This is a genomic window from Pseudomonas sp. PDM09, from assembly GCF_014852305.1.
In the GTDB taxonomy this organism is placed as follows: domain Bacteria; phylum Pseudomonadota; class Gammaproteobacteria; order Pseudomonadales; family Pseudomonadaceae; genus Aquipseudomonas.
The window spans coordinates 105,917-122,479 of the sequence record NZ_JACVBI010000013.1 but is presented as its reverse complement, the minus strand read 5'-3'; the positions used below and the strand labels follow the sequence as shown (position 1 = coordinate 122,479).

Annotated in this window: 16 protein-coding genes; 4 read left to right on the top strand and 12 right to left on the bottom strand. The window is 59.1% G+C overall.

The annotated features are described in order from the left end of the window. Window positions 1-82 precede the first annotated feature (82 nt). Window positions 83-1,087, top strand: a complete 1,005-nt coding sequence (locus IB250_RS26630) for an AraC family transcriptional regulator (protein ID WP_192346509.1) — start codon at window positions 83-85, stop codon at window positions 1,085-1,087. Window positions 1,088-1,206: 119 nt separating this feature from the next. Here the strand turns inward: IB250_RS26630 and IB250_RS26625 are convergent, their stop codons facing one another. From IB250_RS26625 to IB250_RS26610, 4 genes are all read right to left on the bottom strand, one after another. Beyond that, window positions 1,207-2,439, bottom strand: a complete 1,233-nt coding sequence (locus IB250_RS26625) for a type II toxin-antitoxin system HipA family toxin (protein WP_192346507.1) — start codon at window positions 2,437-2,439, stop codon at window positions 1,207-1,209. Beyond that, window positions 2,432-2,680, bottom strand: coding sequence for a helix-turn-helix domain-containing protein (locus tag IB250_RS26620; protein WP_192346506.1), 249 nt, complete (start codon window positions 2,678-2,680; stop codon window positions 2,432-2,434). The genes IB250_RS26625 and IB250_RS26620 overlap by 8 nt, the downstream gene beginning before the upstream one ends. A gap of 110 nt (window positions 2,681-2,790) precedes the next feature. Further along, window positions 2,791-3,156 (bottom strand): response regulator, encoded by a 366-nt coding sequence (locus IB250_RS26615; RefSeq protein ID WP_030131593.1) that lies wholly within the window; start codon window positions 3,154-3,156, stop codon window positions 2,791-2,793. Between the two features lie 110 nt (window positions 3,157-3,266). After that, window positions 3,267-3,953: a Crp/Fnr family transcriptional regulator gene (locus IB250_RS26610; protein WP_192346504.1), complete on the bottom strand. Its 687-nt coding sequence runs from the start codon at window positions 3,951-3,953 to the stop codon at window positions 3,267-3,269. 85 nt (window positions 3,954-4,038) lie between these two features. Between IB250_RS26610 and IB250_RS26605 the strand changes: the two genes are divergently transcribed. Then, a complete protein-coding gene (locus tag IB250_RS26605) occupies window positions 4,039-4,557 on the top strand; it encodes a DUF962 domain-containing protein (protein ID WP_192346502.1) in 519 nt (172 codons plus the stop codon). Window positions 4,558-4,664: 107 nt separating this feature from the next. Here the strand turns inward: IB250_RS26605 and IB250_RS26600 are convergent, their stop codons facing one another. The 6 genes from IB250_RS26600 to dibA form a co-directional block, all read right to left on the bottom strand. Further along, the gene (locus IB250_RS26600; RefSeq protein WP_123357244.1) at window positions 4,665-5,654 is read right to left on the bottom strand and encodes a sulfate/molybdate ABC transporter ATP-binding protein; all 990 of its coding nucleotides are present in this window, start codon (window positions 5,652-5,654) and stop codon (window positions 4,665-4,667) included. Between the two features lie 3 nt (window positions 5,655-5,657). Beyond that, a complete protein-coding gene (gene cysW, locus IB250_RS26595) occupies window positions 5,658-6,527 on the bottom strand; it encodes a sulfate ABC transporter permease subunit CysW (RefSeq protein ID WP_008068643.1) in 870 nt (289 codons plus the stop codon). A 12-nt stretch (window positions 6,528-6,539) separates the two neighbouring features. Beyond that, on the bottom strand, window positions 6,540-7,358 hold the full coding sequence (gene cysT, locus IB250_RS26590; protein WP_033058556.1) for a sulfate ABC transporter permease subunit CysT: 819 nt from the start codon (window positions 7,356-7,358) through the stop codon (window positions 6,540-6,542). A gap of 238 nt (window positions 7,359-7,596) precedes the next feature. After that, window positions 7,597-8,610, bottom strand: a complete 1,014-nt coding sequence (locus IB250_RS26585; protein WP_192346500.1) for a sulfate ABC transporter substrate-binding protein — start codon at window positions 8,608-8,610, stop codon at window positions 7,597-7,599. 137 nt (window positions 8,611-8,747) lie between these two features. Beyond that, window positions 8,748-8,930, bottom strand: a complete 183-nt coding sequence (oscA, locus tag IB250_RS26580; RefSeq protein WP_007899630.1) for a sulfur starvation response protein OscA — start codon at window positions 8,928-8,930, stop codon at window positions 8,748-8,750. Window positions 8,931-9,176: 246 nt separating this feature from the next. Then, a complete protein-coding gene (gene dibA / locus IB250_RS26575) occupies window positions 9,177-11,096 on the bottom strand; it encodes a phosphodiesterase DibA (RefSeq protein ID WP_192346498.1) in 1,920 nt (639 codons plus the stop codon). Between the two features lie 147 nt (window positions 11,097-11,243). On the opposite strand from dibA, the gene desA reads away from it, so the two are divergent. Both desA and IB250_RS26565 read left to right on the top strand, forming a co-directional pair. Beyond that, a complete protein-coding gene (gene desA, locus IB250_RS26570) occupies window positions 11,244-12,428 on the top strand; it encodes a delta-9 fatty acid desaturase DesA (protein WP_063341922.1) in 1,185 nt (394 codons plus the stop codon). A gap of 270 nt (window positions 12,429-12,698) precedes the next feature. Then, window positions 12,699-13,688, top strand: coding sequence for a GGDEF domain-containing protein (locus tag IB250_RS26565; protein ID WP_192346496.1), 990 nt, complete (start codon window positions 12,699-12,701; stop codon window positions 13,686-13,688). A gap of 190 nt (window positions 13,689-13,878) precedes the next feature. Here IB250_RS26565 and IB250_RS26560 read toward each other — a convergent pair whose 3' ends face one another. Beyond that, window positions 13,879-15,093: a response regulator gene (locus IB250_RS26560; RefSeq protein ID WP_192346493.1), complete on the bottom strand. Its 1,215-nt coding sequence runs from the start codon at window positions 15,091-15,093 to the stop codon at window positions 13,879-13,881. A gap of 135 nt (window positions 15,094-15,228) precedes the next feature. Then, window positions 15,229-16,506, bottom strand: a complete 1,278-nt coding sequence (gene gabT, locus IB250_RS26555) for a 4-aminobutyrate--2-oxoglutarate transaminase (protein ID WP_008068635.1) — start codon at window positions 16,504-16,506, stop codon at window positions 15,229-15,231. Window positions 16,507-16,563 lie beyond the last annotated feature (57 nt).

The window sequence follows — 16,563 nt, the reverse complement described above, 5'->3', positions numbered from 1 at the left end:
TTGATGTTCGCATCCTGCCTTGCGATGCTGTACGGAGCGGTAGCCGTGAACGCCAACCTGTTGACCGGACGCGCCATTCAACATGACTGAACCGACCTCCCTCGCCAGCTGGACCCGCGCACTGCGCAAGCAGCTCGAAGCGCTGGGGCTCGACAGCACTACCCTGTGCCAACAGGCGGGGCTCGACCCGCAGTTGATGGACGACCCGAACGCCCGTTACCCGTTGTCCGGCACCACGCGCCTGTGGCACATCGCGGTGCAGGTCAGCGGTGACCCGGCGATTGGCTTGCGGGTGTCGCGTTTCGTCAGCCCCACCACGTTTCATGCGTTGGGTTATGCGTTGGTGGCCAGTGGCAGCCTGCGGGAAGTCTTCGAGCGCATCGTGCGTTATCACCAGGTGGTCAGCGACGCGCTGGATCTGGAACTGACCCGCGCCGAGGATCGCTACTACTTCCGCCTGAAAATCCCCCCAGGCAACCCCGCGCCAGCCTTCGAGGCCATCGACGCCTTCGCGGCGATTTACGTGCGCACCTGCCGCAATCGCCTGGGCCGTGACTACGCCCCGCTGGCGGTCTACCTGCGTCGTCCGGAACCGGCCGACCCGCACCAATGGCACAAAGTGTTCCGCTCGCCGGTGTATTTCAACGCCGATGAAGACCGACTGGAGTTCGCTCTGCTGGATTTCGACAGTCACCTGGACGATGCCAACCCGGAACTGGCCGAACACAACGAAACCGTGCTCAAACGCACCCTGGCGCAACTCAAACCCCTGACCTGGGAGCGCAAGGTGCGTGACGCCATTGAAGAGCAATTACCCGAAGGCGAACCGTCGGCCGATCGCATCGCCCAGGCGCTGCACTTGAGTCTGCGCAGCCTGCAACGGCACTTGGCGGATGAAGGTTGTCGGTTCGATACGCTGCTCAATGAAAGCCGGGAGAACCTGGCGCTGCTGCATCTGCGCGACCCACTGTGCTCATTAGGCGAAATCAGTTATCTGCTGGGGTTCGCCGACACCAGCAGCTTCAGCCGCGCGTTTAAACGCTGGACCGGAATGACGCCGGGGCAGTTTCGGGATGGGTTGCAGTGACAGATCCGAGTGGTGTTTTGGATGTTCCGGCCTCTTCGCGGGCAAGCCTCGCTCCTACGGGATTCATGTCGTTCTGACGGTCAGCCCGCGAAGGCATCCGTCGCAATGCCACACATATTTCAACCTTTAACCAGACTGCGCGCTTGGCCTGATTTCCACTGATCCATCATCGCATCGCCAACCTCGGCAAAACTGCTATTGGCCCTGATGTAGTGAGCCATCTCCCCCATCGCCACTTCCATCCCGTGAGCAACCTGTTGCAGCAGCTCATTGCAGCGCCCTTCTGTCAGGTTGCAGGCCGACCGGCCAAAACGCATCAGCATTTTGTACTTGGGCCACGCCTTCGATCCGCCTAACAGCAACGCCATGCTATCGGCCTTGATGTAGACCGAAGTCGTAACAATGTCATAGGCCGGAGCCAAACCGAATTGCGCATCAGCGCCACAATGTTCATACAGCACACCGAAGTTCTTGAGATGAGCATCGCCGTTCTTCAAACCGGACGAAAGAGCAACGATTTTGAAAAAAGACTCAAGCGCCTGGTTGAGTAATGAAGGGGAGACAAATTCCTTGATTTGCCTGGCAGCACCTTCGTACGAACCGTCGTATTTGGCCTTCGAAGGCCAGGCATTGAGTACGCAGAAATCCTCAAAACCCAGATAGCCTTTGTCATTCAGATCGAAGCGCTCGACGATCAGAAATTTACCCCGTTCGCTGAGTTTGAACTTCGGTACCTCAAGCCCCGAATGGAGTGCGGCTCGCATGCAGAAGTACTCGTTGGCGGCCAGCTCCGGGTATTCCTCTGCACGGAAGGACTTGACCAGATGCGTTGCCCCTCGATGGGTCAGGCGGTCAATGCTTGTCGCACTGTCGCGCACAAGCACCTTTGGCTGAACCCCCGAAACGCCTGAGTACTGACCATAGGTGTGCAACAGGTCATCGAACAGCCCTTGAGCACCGTCATGAGCCAGAAGATCCGCAAGGCTGGTTTCGGGGGGCGGCTCGTTAACACTTAGCGTATTTGCGATTCCCACGCGTCCCAGCTGATGCGGACCAACGATCGCCAGCATTGCGAAGTCGTCGAATCCTCGCACCGCTTTGCTGAAGCGCCGAACCAATTCATCGCGCAGAGCACCTTCTGGCAGATTCATTTCAAAAATCGGCGGTACTCCTCGCTCCCAGGTGTAGCTCTCAAGGCGAGCGGGCATGGTCAGCGAGATGGCATTTTCTTCCAGTGCTTCCTGCGCATAGGTAAACACTGAATCGACACCAGACTGCCCGCGCCCCAAGGCCCCTACCATGGTGCCGGAAACACTGACGTGCAGCCTGTCCACAACACGCCCCTCAGCCATGGAAGTTAACCTTTTTCAGGGTATCCAGCGTCGGACGCTTCGACTGTCTGGGTACGGCCGTGAGTTCGTAACCGAAGCCGTTCAAGATCGCTTCAATCTTGCGGATACCGATTTCAGAGACGGTGTTGTTCTCGATACCAGAAATCGTGGCGCGGCTCATTCCATATTGCTTTGCCAGATCTTGTTGAGACATCTTTCGCTCTTTGCGCAGTATTTTGATCAGTTCTCCAAGGCTTTCCATTCGAACCACCCGCATCATATACAGTGCAAAATTGGCAACCAGTGCGTATATGCATCGTATTTAATGCACCACCAAGCCAAAGTCTAGCTCATTTCCTGGCAGTCTCGCCTTCAACGCCCGCGATCCCGCCGCAACAGCTTGCGCACCCGCTTCACCAGTTCACTGACGGCAAACGGCTTGAGCAGGTAATCATCTTCATGCAATTCCAGCCCGCGCAGGCGATCTTCGATGCCGTCCTTGGTGGTGAGGAGCAGCACCGGCGTGTCGCCGAGCTTGCGGATCTGTTGCAGCAACTGCCAGCCATTGAGTCCCGGCAGCATCACGTCGAGGATGATCAGTTCGTACTCACCGGACTCGATAAAGCGCCGGCCGTCCATGCCATTGAGCGCCACATCCACCGCGTAACTCGCTTCGCTCAAGCCTTTGGCCAGGAGGCTGGCGGTCTCGGGTTCGTCTTCCACTAGCAACACACGCATGGCACACCTCGATTGTCGTCGTCACAGGCTAGGCGCGTTCGCGGATAAAGCCCATCAATACCGTGGTGATTTCAAAAGATCGCAGCCTTCGCAGCGCCTACAGGTGCACGTCAAATCACCGCCAACGCTCGCAGCCGCTCGGCATCCAGAATCTCGATCTCACCATACTTGAGATTCAATATTCCTTGCCCCTGCAAATCCTTGAGAAGCTGATTGGTGGTCTGGCGCGATAGCGACAGCATCGACGCCAGTTGCTCCTGAGGCAGTTGTAGAACACGGCGCGGCGGGTCGATTTCACCGTAACCCTCGGCGATCATCAGCAAGCGATGAGCCAAGCGTGCCGGGGCAGGCATCAGGCTCAGCTGTTCGAGGTTGATGAAGGTCAGGCGCAGTTTGTGGCTCATCAGCAACGCCAGTTGCCGCCAGTAAACCGGTTGTTGGTCGAGCACCTTCAGCAGCGTCGCGTGCGGGATGTGCAACAGGGTGCACTGGCCGACGGCGTAGGCATCGTGGGTTCGCGGCTGGCCATCGAACAGGCAGATTTCGCCGAACCAGTGCGGTGCTTCCACCAAGCTCAGTAGCGCCTCCTTGCCCTGTTCGCTCACCGCGCCAATGCGCACCGCCCCTTCAAGCACCGCATACAGCCCGCACGGCGGATCACCGCGTTTGAATAGCAGTTGCCCCGACGGCAGGCGCCGAACCCGGGCGGCAGCCAGCAGACTATCCTGTAAAGGAACAGGTAAATGACTGAACCACTGCCCCGTATCCAGGCGCGAACGCCAAACCTGCATGTCCATGAAAACTCCTGGAGATTGTCGCCTGGCTGACAGAGCGAGAGATGAAGCCTGGGGCATCATCCATCACCCTACAGGAGGAATAACAATGAAAAGCCTCGTTGATCATCTCAGTCAATACGCCGCCTACCACCGTGACCCGCGCAATATTGCCAGCCACTTTATCGGTATCCCGCTGATTGTAGTGGCGGTTGCGGTGTTGCTGTCGCGGCCGCAATGGGGCGCAGGCTGGATTTCGCCGGCGGTGCTGGTCGCGATGGCATCGGCGTGGTTTTACCTGCGCCTGGAGGTGCGTCTTGGGGTGTTGATGACCGTGTTGCTCGGTCTGTGCATTTGGGCGGGTCAGGTTCTCGCGCAGCAAAGTACGCTGGTCTGGCTGGCAAGCGGCATCGGGATGTTTGTGGTGGGGTGGGCGATTCAGTTTGTCGGACATCATTACGAAGGGCGCAAACCGGCGTTTGTCGATGACGTGACGGGATTGATTGTCGGGCCGCTGTTCGTGGTGGTTGAGTTGGCGTTTTTGCTCGGGATGCGGCGTGAGCTTAAAGAGCAGATCGAGGCGCGAGTGGGTGGTGTGCGTTTGCGTCAGAAAGGTGCTGCGGCGTAGATCGCTTTCGCGAGCAAGCCCGCTCCCACAGGGTTTTGGGTTGGCCACAGATGTGTGTTCAACGCAGATTCACTGTGGGAGCGGGCTTGCTCGCGAAGCTTTTGCTTTTAAAGGTTGGCGACTTTCTGCCAGACCTTGGGCTTGAAGAATAACGTCTCACCCTTGGCCAATCCGACCAGGCTGTCGTGGTCTTTCACCACTTCAGCCTCGATCAGCTCGCTTTGGCCTTCGACCTTCAGCGTCACCCGCGTGGTAGCGCCCAATGGACGAATATCGCGCACTTCAGCGGCGTGGTGATCTTCCAGTTCATGCCGCGACAGCGACACTTCGTGGGGACGGAACAGCACGTGCCGGTCTTCGCCCAAATGCAGCCGATTCGAGTCGCCAAGGAAGTGATAGACGAAATCGCTGGCCGGGTTTTCGTAGACGTCGCCCGGTGAACCGATCTGCTCGATCACACCCTTGTTCATCACCACGATACGATCGGCGACTTCCATCGCCTCTTCCTGGTCGTGGGTCACGAACACCGAGGTCAGGTTGATGTCTTCGTGCAGCCGTGCGAGCCAGCGGCGCAGCTCTTTACGGACCTTGGCATCCAGCGCACCGAAGGGTTCGTCGAGCAGCAAAACTTTCGGCTCCACCGCCAAGGCACGGGCCAATGCGATGCGTTGACGCTGGCCGCCGGAGAGTTGTTCCGGGTAGCGATCGGCCAACCAGTCCAGTTGCACCATGTTCAGCAGTTCGTGGACTTTCACCGCGATCTGGCTTTCGTTCGGGCGTTGGTTTTTCGGCTTCATGCGCAGGCCGAACGCGACGTTGTCGAACACCGTCATGTGGCGGAACAAGGCGTAGTGCTGGAACACGAAACCGACGTTGCGATCACGCACGTCGTGGCCGGAGACGTCTTCACCATGGAACACGATGTTGCCCTGGTCCGGTGTTTCCAGGCCGGCGATGATTCGCAACAGCGTGGTCTTGCCGCAGCCGGACGGCCCCAGCAACGCCACCAGCTCGCCGCTTTGAATGTCCAGGCTGATGTTGTCCAGCGCCTTGAACGCGTGGAAGTTTTTGCTGACGTTACGCACTTCGATCGACATGACTTATTCCTCCGCGGCGCTGGCGCGCAGGCGGTTAATACGGTTTTCGCTCCACTGCTTGAGCAGCAGGATGAAGAGCGCCAGGATCAGCAACAGGCTCGCCACGGCGAACGCGGCCACGTGGTTGTATTCGTTGTAGAGAATCTCGACGTGCAGCGGCAGGGTGTTGGTCACCCCGCGAATGTGCCCGGAAACCACCGACACCGCACCGAACTCCCCCATCGCTCGCGCAGTGCAGAGCACCACGCCATAGATCAGGCCCCATTTGATATTGGGAACGGTGACGTGCCAGAACATCTGCCAGCCATTGGCGCCAAGCAGGCGCGCGGCCTCTTCCTCCTGAGTGCCTTGTTCCTGCATCAGCGGGATCAGCTCACGGGCCACGAACGGCACGGTGACGAAAATCGTCGCTAACACAATGCCCGGCAAGGCGAAGACGATCTGGATGTCGTGATCCTGCAACCACGGGCCGAACAGGCCCTGAGCACCGAACATCAATACATAGACCAGACCGGCGATCACCGGCGACACCGAGAACGGCAAGTCGATCAGCGTCACCAGCATGCTCTTGCCACGGAACGAGTATTTGCTCACGCACCACGCCGCACTGACACCGAACACCAGGTTCAGCGGCACCGAGATCAGCACCGCAATCACGGTGAGTTTCAACGCCGACAAGGCGTCCGGCTCGAAGATCGCGGTGAAGAATGCACCCAGGCCCAGTTTCAGGCCCTGGGACACCACGATGAACAATGGCAACAACAGAAACAGTGCAAAGATCAGCCAGCCGAGGCCGATCAAGACTCGCCGCGACGTGGCACTGCCACGGCGGGCGGCGTTCGAGGAGGCTGCTGCAATAGACGATTGGGACATGTTCGCGCCTCCTTATGGGGTTTCGATGCGCCGCTGCAGCAAGTTGATCAGCAGCAACAGGACAAAGGAAACCACCAGCATCAGTACACCAATGGAGGTGGCGCCGGTGTAATCGTACTGGTCGAGTTTGACCATGATCAGCAGCGGCAGAATTTCGGTTTTCATCGGCATGTTGCCGGCGATGAAAATCACCGAACCGTACTCGCCGACCCCGCGGGCAAAGGCCAAAGCAAAACCGGTCAGCCAGGCTGGCAACAGCGCGGGCACCAGAATATGGCGGAAAACCTGTAACGGTTTCGCCCCCAGGCAAGCCGCCGCCTCCTCCACTTCACGAGGGATATCGGCCAGTACAGGCTGTACCGTACGTACTACGAATGGAAGTGTTACAAAAGTCAGCGCCAGCGTGATGCCGAGGGGGGTATACGCGATCTTGAAACCCAGATCCGCCGCGAACTGACCCACCAGGCCGGTGGGGGTGTACAGCGCGGTCAGCGCGATACCGGCCACCGCGGTGGGCAAAGCAAAGGGCAAGTCGATCATCGCGTCGATGACTTTGCGTCCCGGGAACGTGTAGCGCACCAGCACCCAGGCCAGCAGCGTGCCAATGATGCCGTTGATGATCGCGGCATAGAGCGCGGTGCCGAAGCTCAGCTTCAACGCCGCCAGCACCCGTGGCGCCGAGATGATCGCCCAGAACTGGTCCCAGGTCAGTTGAGCGGCATGCACGAACATCGCCGCCAGTGGAATGAGCACAATCAAGCTGAGGTACACCAAGGTGTAGCCCAGCGTCAGCCCGAAGCCGGGTATGACGGGGGAGATACGACGCGACATAAAAGTCCTTGGTTGAGAACGCGCTAAGCCCCGACGGTGAAATCGGGGCCTGTTGGCTAATGCCAGCCAATTAAGGATTTGGACACTGCAGCCCCTGTGGGAGCGAGCCTGCTCGCGATAGCGGCGGGTCAGCCAACATTTATGCTGAATGTACCGCCGTCATCGCGAGCAGGCTCGCTCCCACAGGTTCAGCACCTTAACTGCCTGGAATCAGGTCCATTGACTGATCCATTTCAGGTTACTGCGCCTGATAAATCTGGTCGAACACGCCACCGTCATTGAAGAATTTCGGTTGCGCGGTTTTCCAGCCGCCGAAGTCCTTGTCGATGGTCACCAGCTCCAGCGTCGGGAACTGTTTGGCGTACTTGGCAGCCACCTCTTTGTCACGTGGACGATAGAAGTTTTTCGCCGCGATTTCCTGGCCGGTCGGGCTGTACAGGTGCTTGAGATACGCTTCAGCAATGTCGGTGTTGCCCTTTTTCTCGGCGTTCTTGTCGACCACGGCCACCGGTGGTTCGGCAAGGATCGACAGCGAAGGCACGACGATGTCGAATTTGTCAGCGCCGCCGTCTTCTTTCAAGGCCAGGAAAGCTTCGTTTTCCCAGGCCAGCAACACGTCGCCCTGACCGTTGTTGACGAAGGTGATGGTCGAACCGCGAGCACCGGTGTCCAGCACAGGCACATGTTTGAACAGGGTCTGTACGTACTCTTTGGCCTTGGCTTCGTTACCTCCGTTGGCTTTCAGGCCATAGGCCCAGGCTGCGAGGAAGTTCCAGCGTGCGCCGCCGGAGGTTTTCGGATTCGGGGTGATGACTTCCACGCCGTTCTTGGTCAGATCGCCCCAGTCCTTGATGCCTTTCGGGTTGCCCTTGCGCACCAGGAACACGATGGTCGAGGTGTAAGGCGTGCTCGCTTCCGGAAGGCGCTTCTGCCAGTCGGCCGGCAGGCTCTTGCCGAGCTTGGCGATTTCGTCGATGTCACCGGCCAGGGCCAGGGTCACCACGTCGGCCCGCAGACCGTCGATCACCGCCCGGCCCTGCTTGCCCGAACCACCGTGGGACTGCTGGATTTTCACGTTGTCGCCAGCGTGGTCTTTTTTCCAGAAGTTGATGAACTCGGCGTTGTACTCCTGGTACAGCTCACGGGTCGGGTCATACGACACGTTGAGCAGCTCGTAATCCTTGGCAACCGCGGAACCAGCAAAAAGGGCACTGGCCAGGGCGGCCAAAGCAAAATGACGAATCGACGACATGGTGAAAGCTCCTGGAATTCTTGATGTGTTGGCTTTTCTTATGGTCTGGAACGGGTTGCCTGTTTGAAAAGATCGCAGCCTGCGGCGGCACAGGCGCGTAGGAGCTGCCGAAGGCTGCGATCTTTTGATCTTTCGTTTCAGCTCGGCTTGTTGCCCGGGCTCTGCAAACGGAATTTCTCTTTGCGTTCGATCTGAACGACCTGGGCGTTATGCACGGTGATTTCCACCGCGCCAAAGCGCAGATCGCGCAAGGCGCTCTGAATCTCACGCAAAATGGTGGCTTCGTCCTGCCCGTCAACACTACGTAGGGATGCGCTCATGGTGCTGCTCCTTAATGAGATATGCCTGGCAGTGGCGGGCACTGCTTACGGCGTAAGAGCAATAGTAGATAGGCGCAGATATTCTTAAAAAGACTATTTAAGAATGTTTATATAACCAGAAGATTGATCGTTCCCATGCTCCGCGTGGGAATGCCGCCCGGGACGCTCTGCGTCCCTGATCGAGAGGTGACGCAGAGCGTCACTGGATGCATTACCACGCAGAGCGTGGGAACGATCATCAGGCGCTCATCCAATCACTGGCGCCCGAGCCCAATCCAATGATGCCGCCGGCACTGGCCGCCCAAACCAGTACCCCTGCCCCAAATTGCAGTCATGCTCGAGCAAGAAACTCGCCTGCTCGACCTGCTCGATCCCCTCGGCATGCACTTGCAGCCCCATGCTCTGCGCCAGCGCAATAATCACCCGGACAATCGCCACGTCATCCTCATCGCTCGGTAACCCTGCGACAAATCCCTGATCGATCTTGAGCTTTTGCACCGGCAAACGCTTGAGCCGCAGCAATGACGAATATCCCGTCCCGAAGTCATCGATGGCCAGCCGCACACCCAACTCGCGCAAGCGATGCATCTGCTCCAGCGCCACTTCCGGGTCTTCCATCACCGCGCTTTCGGTAACTTCCAGCTCCAGATACGCCGGATCCAGCCCGGTGTCGTGCAGCACCTGAGCCACCTGTTGATACAACTCGCGCCGGGCAAACAGACGAGAAGAAACGTTCACTGCGACAAACGACAACACCACGCCCACCGCTTGCCACTGGCACATCTGCTGGCAGGCCTGACGCATGATCCAGGCATCGATCTCGGCAATCAGCCCGGTGCGTTCGGCGATGGGGATGAATTCAGCCGGCGACACCAACCCACGTTGCGGATGCTCCCAGCGCACCAGCGCCTCGACGCCGATCAGGCGACGGGTTTTGAGGTCATGCACGGGTTGGTAATAAACCCGCAATTGCTCCTGCTCCAGCGCCTGGCGCAATTGGAACGCGACCTCGACGCGCTGCTGGGCATGCGCAGTCAATTCTTCGGTGTAGAGGGCATAGCCATCGCGGCCAGCGCTCTTGGTCTTGAACAGCGCCGAATCGGCGTTGCGCAATAGCTGCTCGGCGCTCAAGGCATCGCTGGGGAACAGGCTGATGCCAATGCTGGCGTTGATGAACAGCGAATGCCCGTCGATCTGGAAAGGTTCTTTAAGGCCATCGATAACCCGCTGAGCCAGTGCCGCGGCGTGCCCCGGTTGCGGGCAGTTTTCAGTCAATACCGCAAATTCGTCGCCACTGAGCCGTGCCAGCGTGATGCCCGGGTCGAACAAGGCATTCAGGCGCTCAGCCACAGCCTTGAGCAGTTGGTCACCGACACTGTGACCGAGACTGTCATTGATCAACTTGAAATGATCGAGGTCGATCATCAGCAACGCGCAACCGCGCTTGTGGACCTGCGCCGAGGCCACGGCCTGCCCGGCACGGTCGGTTAGCAGAAGGCGATTTGGCAGATCGGTCAACGGATCGTGATGGGCCAGATGCGTCAATTCATGCTCGGAGTTCTTGATCGCGCTGATGTCGGAAAACACCGCAACGTACTGGCTGAGCCGCCCCTGCTCGTCGCGAATGAGGCGGATCGTCTGCCATTGCGGGTAGATCTCGCCGTTTTTACGGCGGTTCCAGATTTCCCCGCTCCACTCGCCGAGGCTGTCGAGTGCCGCGAACATCACTTGGTAGAAACCCGGCGGGTGATGGCCCGACTTGAACATGTTCGGTCGCTGCCCCAGCACTTCCTCGCGCTGGTAGCCGGTGATTTCCATGAACGCCCGGTTCACATGGACGATCAACCCGTTGCTATTAGTGACCAGCACCCCTTCACGGGTGCAATCGAACACCGCTGCCGCCTGACGCAAACGCTCCCGGTCGGCATTGCGCTCGCGCAATTTGGCGCCGACACCCAGGCAGCGAAACAATCGTGCCCGTGCAATGAAGATCAGCCCGGCACTGAACGCCACCCAGGCATAACCGTTGATCAGCTGCCAGCGCAGCAGGTCGGTGGAATTATCGAAGAACCTGTTCAATAAATAACCACTAAACTGGAGCCAGGTTACGGAAAGCACCAGGTAGAGCAGCGCTGCACGCAAAGCATCGCGATAGGTGGCTGACATTAGAGCGTCCATGTCCCTGTAAAAAGGCTTGAATTATAGATTAAAGACACATCCAGCCACTCTTATCTGAAAGGGCGACTGGTTTTATCTGTGGGCTAAGTGATAATGCAACGGGTGTTTTTTTCTTTATCGAGGGTCCTATAGGCTATGTGGTACGAAGGTTTTCTTGGCTTATCGCCCTGGTCACTGGTGGCAGTCACCCTACTGATGACCCACGTGACGATCGTCGGCGTCACGGTTTATCTGCATCGCTATTCAGCCCATCGCTCGCTTGAGCTCAATGCCGGCCTGAAACATTTCTTCCGCTTCTGGCTGTGGTTGACCACGGCGCAGAACACCCGCGAGTGGACAGCTATCCACCGCAAACACCACGCCAAATGCGAAACCGTCGACGACCCGCACAGCCCGGTCATCAAGGGGCTGTCCACCGTTCTGCGCAAAGGCGCCGAGCTGTACCGCGCCGAAGCGGAAAACCCCGAGACCCTGCGCATCTACGGCAAGAACTGCCCCGAAGACTGGATCGAACGCAACCTTTACAGCCGCTTCCCGCTGTTGGGTGTGGCGATCATGGGCGTCATCGACCTGCTACTGTTCGGCACCATCGGCATCACCATCTGGGCCATCCAGATGATGTGGATCCCGGTATGGGCCGCCGGCGTGGTCAATGGCCTGGGCCATGCCATCGGCTACCGCAACTTCGAATGCCGCGATGCGGCGACCAATCTGGTGCCTTGGGGCATCCTGATCGGCGGCGAAGAACTGCATAACAATCATCACACCTACCCTAACTCCGCCAAACTGTCGGTGAAGAAATGGGAGTTCGACCTCGGCTGGGCCTGGATCCAGGTTTTCAGCTTCCTGCGTCTGGCCAAGGTCCAGCGGGTTGCACCGATCGCCCACCGCGTTGAAGGCAAAGGCAGCCTGGACATGGACACTGCCATGGCGATCCTCAACAACCGCTTCCAGATCATGGCCCAGTACCGCAAGCTGGTGATCGCGCCGCTGGTCAAGCAAGAGCTGGAAAAGGTCGATCACTCGGTCCGTCATCAGTTCCACCGGGCCAAGCGTTTGCTGTCGCGGGAAACCAGCCTGCTGGACGACAAGCACCATATGCGCATCCAGACCATGCTCGAGCACAGCCAGGCGCTGAAGGTAATTTACGAGAAACGCCTGGCCTTGCAACAGATCTGGGTCAAGACCAGCTCAAATGGTCACGACATGCTGGCTGCCATCAAGGATTGGGTACACGAGGCCGAGGCCAGCGGGATTCAATCCCTGCGTGACTTCGCCGGCCAGTTGAAAACCTACTCCCTGCGCCCTGCCAACGCCTGATCCTCTGATAACGGCTTGCCTCTACTGAAGAGGCTTGCCTGTGGCGAGGGAGCTTGCTCCCGCTCGGCTGCGCAGCAGACGTAAAACCTGACGACGCGTTTTAGTTGAAAAAAACGCGTCGCCAGTACCGCCCAGCGGCCTCCTCCCCCATCACCACAAATACCGGGAACTTCGCTCCAAATCCCCTATCTCAAAGACACTTCGCCATCCAGGCGGGCTCTGTTTTTGGCCGCTGTCGACATAGCGGCACGCCCTTTGAGATTTGTGCCGATGGTCCATGAAAACCTACAAGACACATCCCTTCCACAGTGGCCCGAGGCCGCGCAAACCCTGATGGCGCTGATGCATGCCCAGGGTGAAGTGGCACGCCTGAGCGAACGCGAACAGCTGTTCAGCTCGCTGCTGGTCAGCGTCAACGCCGTGCTTTGGGCATATAACTGGGAAACCCGCCAGGTGCTTTACGTCAGCCCGGCCTATGAACGGATTTTCGGCCGTCCCGCCGGTCTGTTGCTGTCCGACTACAACCACTGGCGCGACAGCGTCTATCCCGACGATCTGGACTACGCCGAGCGCAGCCTGGCGCAAGTGCTGGTCAAAGGCGCCGTTGAAGACCGCGAGTACCGCATCATCGCTGCCGACGGCCAAGTGCGCTGGCTCAGCGACAAGTGTTTCATCAACCGTCAGGCCGAGCCGGGTCAACCGCTGATCGTCGTCGGCATTGCCGAAGACATCACCGAAAAAAAGCAGATGGAAGCCGAACTGCAACGCTTGGCCAGCACCGATGTATTGACCCAAAGCAGCAATCGCCGACACTTTTTCGAATGCGCCCATCGCGAATTCGAGCAGGCGCGGTTGAACGGTGCGCCGCTGGCGTTCCTGCTGCTGGACATCGATGACTTCAAAATGGTCAATGACACCTACGGCCATCAGGAAGGCGACAAGGTGCTGCAACGCATCGCCGAGAGCGGTCGCGCGGCCCTGCGGCGTGGTGATCTGTTCGGACGGATCGGCGGCGAGGAATTCGCAGCCGTGTTTCCCGGCTGTGCACCAGACATGGCCATGCAGGTGGCCGAGCGTCTGCAACGGGAAATTCAGCGGTTAAGCTTCAGCCATGACGACCAGACCTTCGGCATCACCGTCAGCCAGGGCCTGAGCAGCCTCACATACGAGGATGAAAGCATCGACAGCCTGTTCGCCCGCGCCGATGCGGCGATGTACCAGGCCAAGCGCCAAGGTAAGAACCGGATTATCTCTGGCTGAGAAGCTGTCTGACGCTGACACCTACCTGTGGCGAGGGGGCTCGCCCCCGTTCGGTTGCGCAGCAGCCGTAAAACCAGAGCACGCGTTATTTCTGACAGAGTCAGATTGTCGAGTTCAGGACTGCTTCGCAGCCCAACGGGGGCAAGCCCCCTCGCCACAGAGCCTCGCTCCTACAGGTTTTGCATATAGCTTATTTTTTGCGCAAACGCATCAATTCCGGCAATCCGATCTTGAGCAATCGCGCTGTGCGGCTCTTGGCCAGTGTCTCGATCCCCTCATGCTCGGTCAGGCGCGCCAGTTGCGCGGCCATGTTCATCACCAGCGCTTCGCGGGAGTAAACCCCGCCACCGAACTGGTAAACCGCCGCAATCAGCTCCCGCAGCTCCAAGGGTAGGCGCCAGCGGGTCCGTAGCGCCGAACCATAGGCCGCGCCGAATTCGGCCAATGCATCGCCGACTTCCTGCCATTCATCCAGCTCACCGCCGGCCTCCTTCCACTCCTGCAAACAACGCAGCAACGCCAGGTCGCCGAGACAATGCAGCATGCCTGCGCAATAACAGCGCGCCTGATCCAGATCCAGCAAACGCGCCAGTGTCCGGGCGTATTCGGCGGTGTGCAGCGACAACTCCCAATAACGCTCGGCATAGTCCGCCAGCTGCGGATCGCTGAGTCGGGCACTGCGTTTGAGAGCGAGCCCCAGAATCAGGTTCAGGCTTTGCCCGGTGCCCAAACGGTGCAGCGCCTGGGCCAGGGTTTGCACAGCGACGCCATGATGCTGGGCTGCGCTGTTGGCGGCGGCGATCAGGACAGCGGTAATTTGCGGATCAGTGCGGATTTCGTCTTCCAGCCGCGTCAGATCGAGGCCATCGGGATTGAGGCTACGTTTGATCGCCACCTGCACATCAGTCATCAATGGCGCACCCTCCGCCAGTTCGCGACGTCGCTCCAGGTACACCGACAAGGTCATGCCTGGCGCCAATGACGGCGCCTCACAGCACACCTCTTCGCCGGCGTTCAGCAACAAATCCTGCAGGCGCTGGGTCAGGCTTTCGATGTTCAAGGGTTTGGTCAGGTACGCCGTGGGCGCCAGGGGCAAGACTTCGCGCACGCTGGCGCTGTCGTTGCGGCTGCTCATCAGAATGAAGGGCAGCGGCGGATTACGCTTACGCTGCCGGACACTGCGCAGAACATTCAGGCCATCGACGCCAGGCAACTCCCAGTCGACGATCACCAGGTCATAAGGGTTTTCCGCCAACAGCTGCAAGGTCTCCTGGCCATCGGCACACAGGTCCAGCCGCGCGTCGCAGCGCACATTCAACAACACCTGCTTGAGCAGGTCGCGGGACCAGGGGTCGGCCTCGGCAATCAGCACACGCGGCACAGCGGGTAACACCACGGCAGTCATCGCACACTCCAACGGCAATGCTTGCACCTTAGTCAATGATGGCCATTCGATACAGCTCAATTGCCGCCGATCTTTTCAAGCAGATACAAAAAAACCCGCCGAAGCGGGTTTTTTGTTGATCAGGTCACAAATCCATCAGAGCTCGGCGAAGCACTCTTCGATGATCGCCAGACCTTTGTCCAGTTGCTCGTCCGGCGAGGTCAGCGGTACCAGTACGCGCAGAACGTTGCCATAGGTGCCGCACGACAGCAGGATCAGGCCCTTGTCACGCGCCTTGGCCACAACCGATGCCACTGCAGCCGCGTTCGGCTTGTGGCTGTCGCCGTCGACGAACAGCTCGACCGCGATCATCGCGCCCAGGGCACGCACTTCGCCGATGACCGGGTATTTGGCCTGGATGGCTTTCAGGCCAGTCACCAGACGCTCGCCGACCGCTTTGCAGCGATCCAGCAGGTGCTCTTCTTCGAACACTTCCATCACGGCCAGGGCCGCGGCGCAAGCGATCGGGCTACCGGCGTAAGTACCGCCCAGGCCGCCTGGAGCGATGGCGTCCATGTATTCGGCCTTGCCGCACACACCGGCCAGCGGGAAACCGCCAGCGATGGATTTGGCGAAGGTGGTCAGGTCGGCAGCAACGCCCATCTGTTCCATGGCGAAGAAAGTGCCGGTACGGCCAGCGCCAGTCTGTACTTCGTCAGCGATCAACAGAATGCCGTGCTGGTCGCACAAAGCGCGCAGACGCTTCATGAACTCTTTAGGCGCGACGTAGAAACCACCTTCGCCCTGAACCGGCTCGATGATGATGGCAGCGATGTCACGCGGCTCGGCGTCGTTCTTGAAGATGCGTTCGATGCTGGCGATCGAATCGTCGATGCTCACACCGTGCAATTCGTTCGGGTACAGCGCGCGGAAGATGCCGCCTGGCATCAGGCCCATGCCGGCCGAGTAAGGCACGACTTTACCGGTCAGGCCCAAGGTCATCATGGTGCGACCGTGGTAAGCGCCGGTGAACGCGATCACGCCGGCACGGCCAGTGGCGGCGCGGGCGATCTTGATGGAGTTTTCCACGGCTTCGGAGCCGGTGGTCACCAGCAGGGTTTTCTTGGCGAAATCACCCGGCACCTTGGCGTTGATTTTTTCGCACACTTCCACGTACGGCTCGTACGCCAGAACCTGGAAGCAAGTGTGGGTCAGCTTGTTCAGCTGTTCGGTCACGGCGGCGATGATTTTCGGGTGCACGTGACCGGTGTTCAGCACGGCGATACCGCCGGCGAAGTCGATGAACTCGCGACCTTCAACGTCGGTCACGGTGGCGTTCTTCGCGGACTCGGCGAAGATCGGGTGAATCTGGCCAACACCGCGCGGTACAGCGGCTTCGCGGCGTTTCATCAGGGATGCGTTAGTCTTGCTCATAGTGTCCTCATTCACCGCTCATCGGGCGGCGTGGTTCAAGGAAAATGCGGCGGGGAG

What these genes read in the sequence shown, in the direction of transcription:
- IB250_RS26630 (WP_192346509.1), top strand. Translation starts at nt 83, where the DNA reads ATGACTGAACCGACCTCCCTCGCCAGCTGGACCCGCGCACTGCGCAAG.
- IB250_RS26625 (WP_192346507.1), bottom strand. Translation starts at nt 2,439, where the DNA reads ATGGCTGAGGGGCGTGTTGTGGACAGGCTGCACGTCAGTGTTTCCGGC.
- IB250_RS26620 (WP_192346506.1), bottom strand. Translation starts at nt 2,680, where the DNA reads ATGGAAAGCCTTGGAGAACTGATCAAAATACTGCGCAAAGAGCGAAAG.
- IB250_RS26615 (WP_030131593.1), bottom strand. Translation starts at nt 3,156, where the DNA reads ATGCGTGTGTTGCTAGTGGAAGACGAACCCGAGACCGCCAGCCTCCTG.
- IB250_RS26610 (WP_192346504.1), bottom strand. Translation starts at nt 3,953, where the DNA reads ATGGACATGCAGGTTTGGCGTTCGCGCCTGGATACGGGGCAGTGGTTC.
- IB250_RS26605 (WP_192346502.1), top strand. Translation starts at nt 4,039, where the DNA reads ATGAAAAGCCTCGTTGATCATCTCAGTCAATACGCCGCCTACCACCGT.
- IB250_RS26600 (WP_123357244.1), bottom strand. Translation starts at nt 5,654, where the DNA reads ATGTCGATCGAAGTGCGTAACGTCAGCAAAAACTTCCACGCGTTCAAG.
- cysW (WP_008068643.1), bottom strand. Translation starts at nt 6,527, where the DNA reads ATGTCCCAATCGTCTATTGCAGCAGCCTCCTCGAACGCCGCCCGCCGT.
- cysT (WP_033058556.1), bottom strand. Translation starts at nt 7,358, where the DNA reads ATGTCGCGTCGTATCTCCCCCGTCATACCCGGCTTCGGGCTGACGCTG.
- IB250_RS26585 (WP_192346500.1), bottom strand. Translation starts at nt 8,610, where the DNA reads ATGTCGTCGATTCGTCATTTTGCTTTGGCCGCCCTGGCCAGTGCCCTT.
- oscA (WP_007899630.1), bottom strand. Translation starts at nt 8,930, where the DNA reads ATGAGCGCATCCCTACGTAGTGTTGACGGGCAGGACGAAGCCACCATT.
- dibA (WP_192346498.1), bottom strand. Translation starts at nt 11,096, where the DNA reads ATGTCAGCCACCTATCGCGATGCTTTGCGTGCAGCGCTGCTCTACCTG.
- desA (WP_063341922.1), top strand. Translation starts at nt 11,244, where the DNA reads ATGTGGTACGAAGGTTTTCTTGGCTTATCGCCCTGGTCACTGGTGGCA.
- IB250_RS26565 (WP_192346496.1), top strand. Translation starts at nt 12,699, where the DNA reads ATGGTCCATGAAAACCTACAAGACACATCCCTTCCACAGTGGCCCGAG.
- IB250_RS26560 (WP_192346493.1), bottom strand. Translation starts at nt 15,093, where the DNA reads ATGACTGCCGTGGTGTTACCCGCTGTGCCGCGTGTGCTGATTGCCGAG.
- gabT (WP_008068635.1), bottom strand. Translation starts at nt 16,506, where the DNA reads ATGAGCAAGACTAACGCATCCCTGATGAAACGCCGCGAAGCCGCTGTA.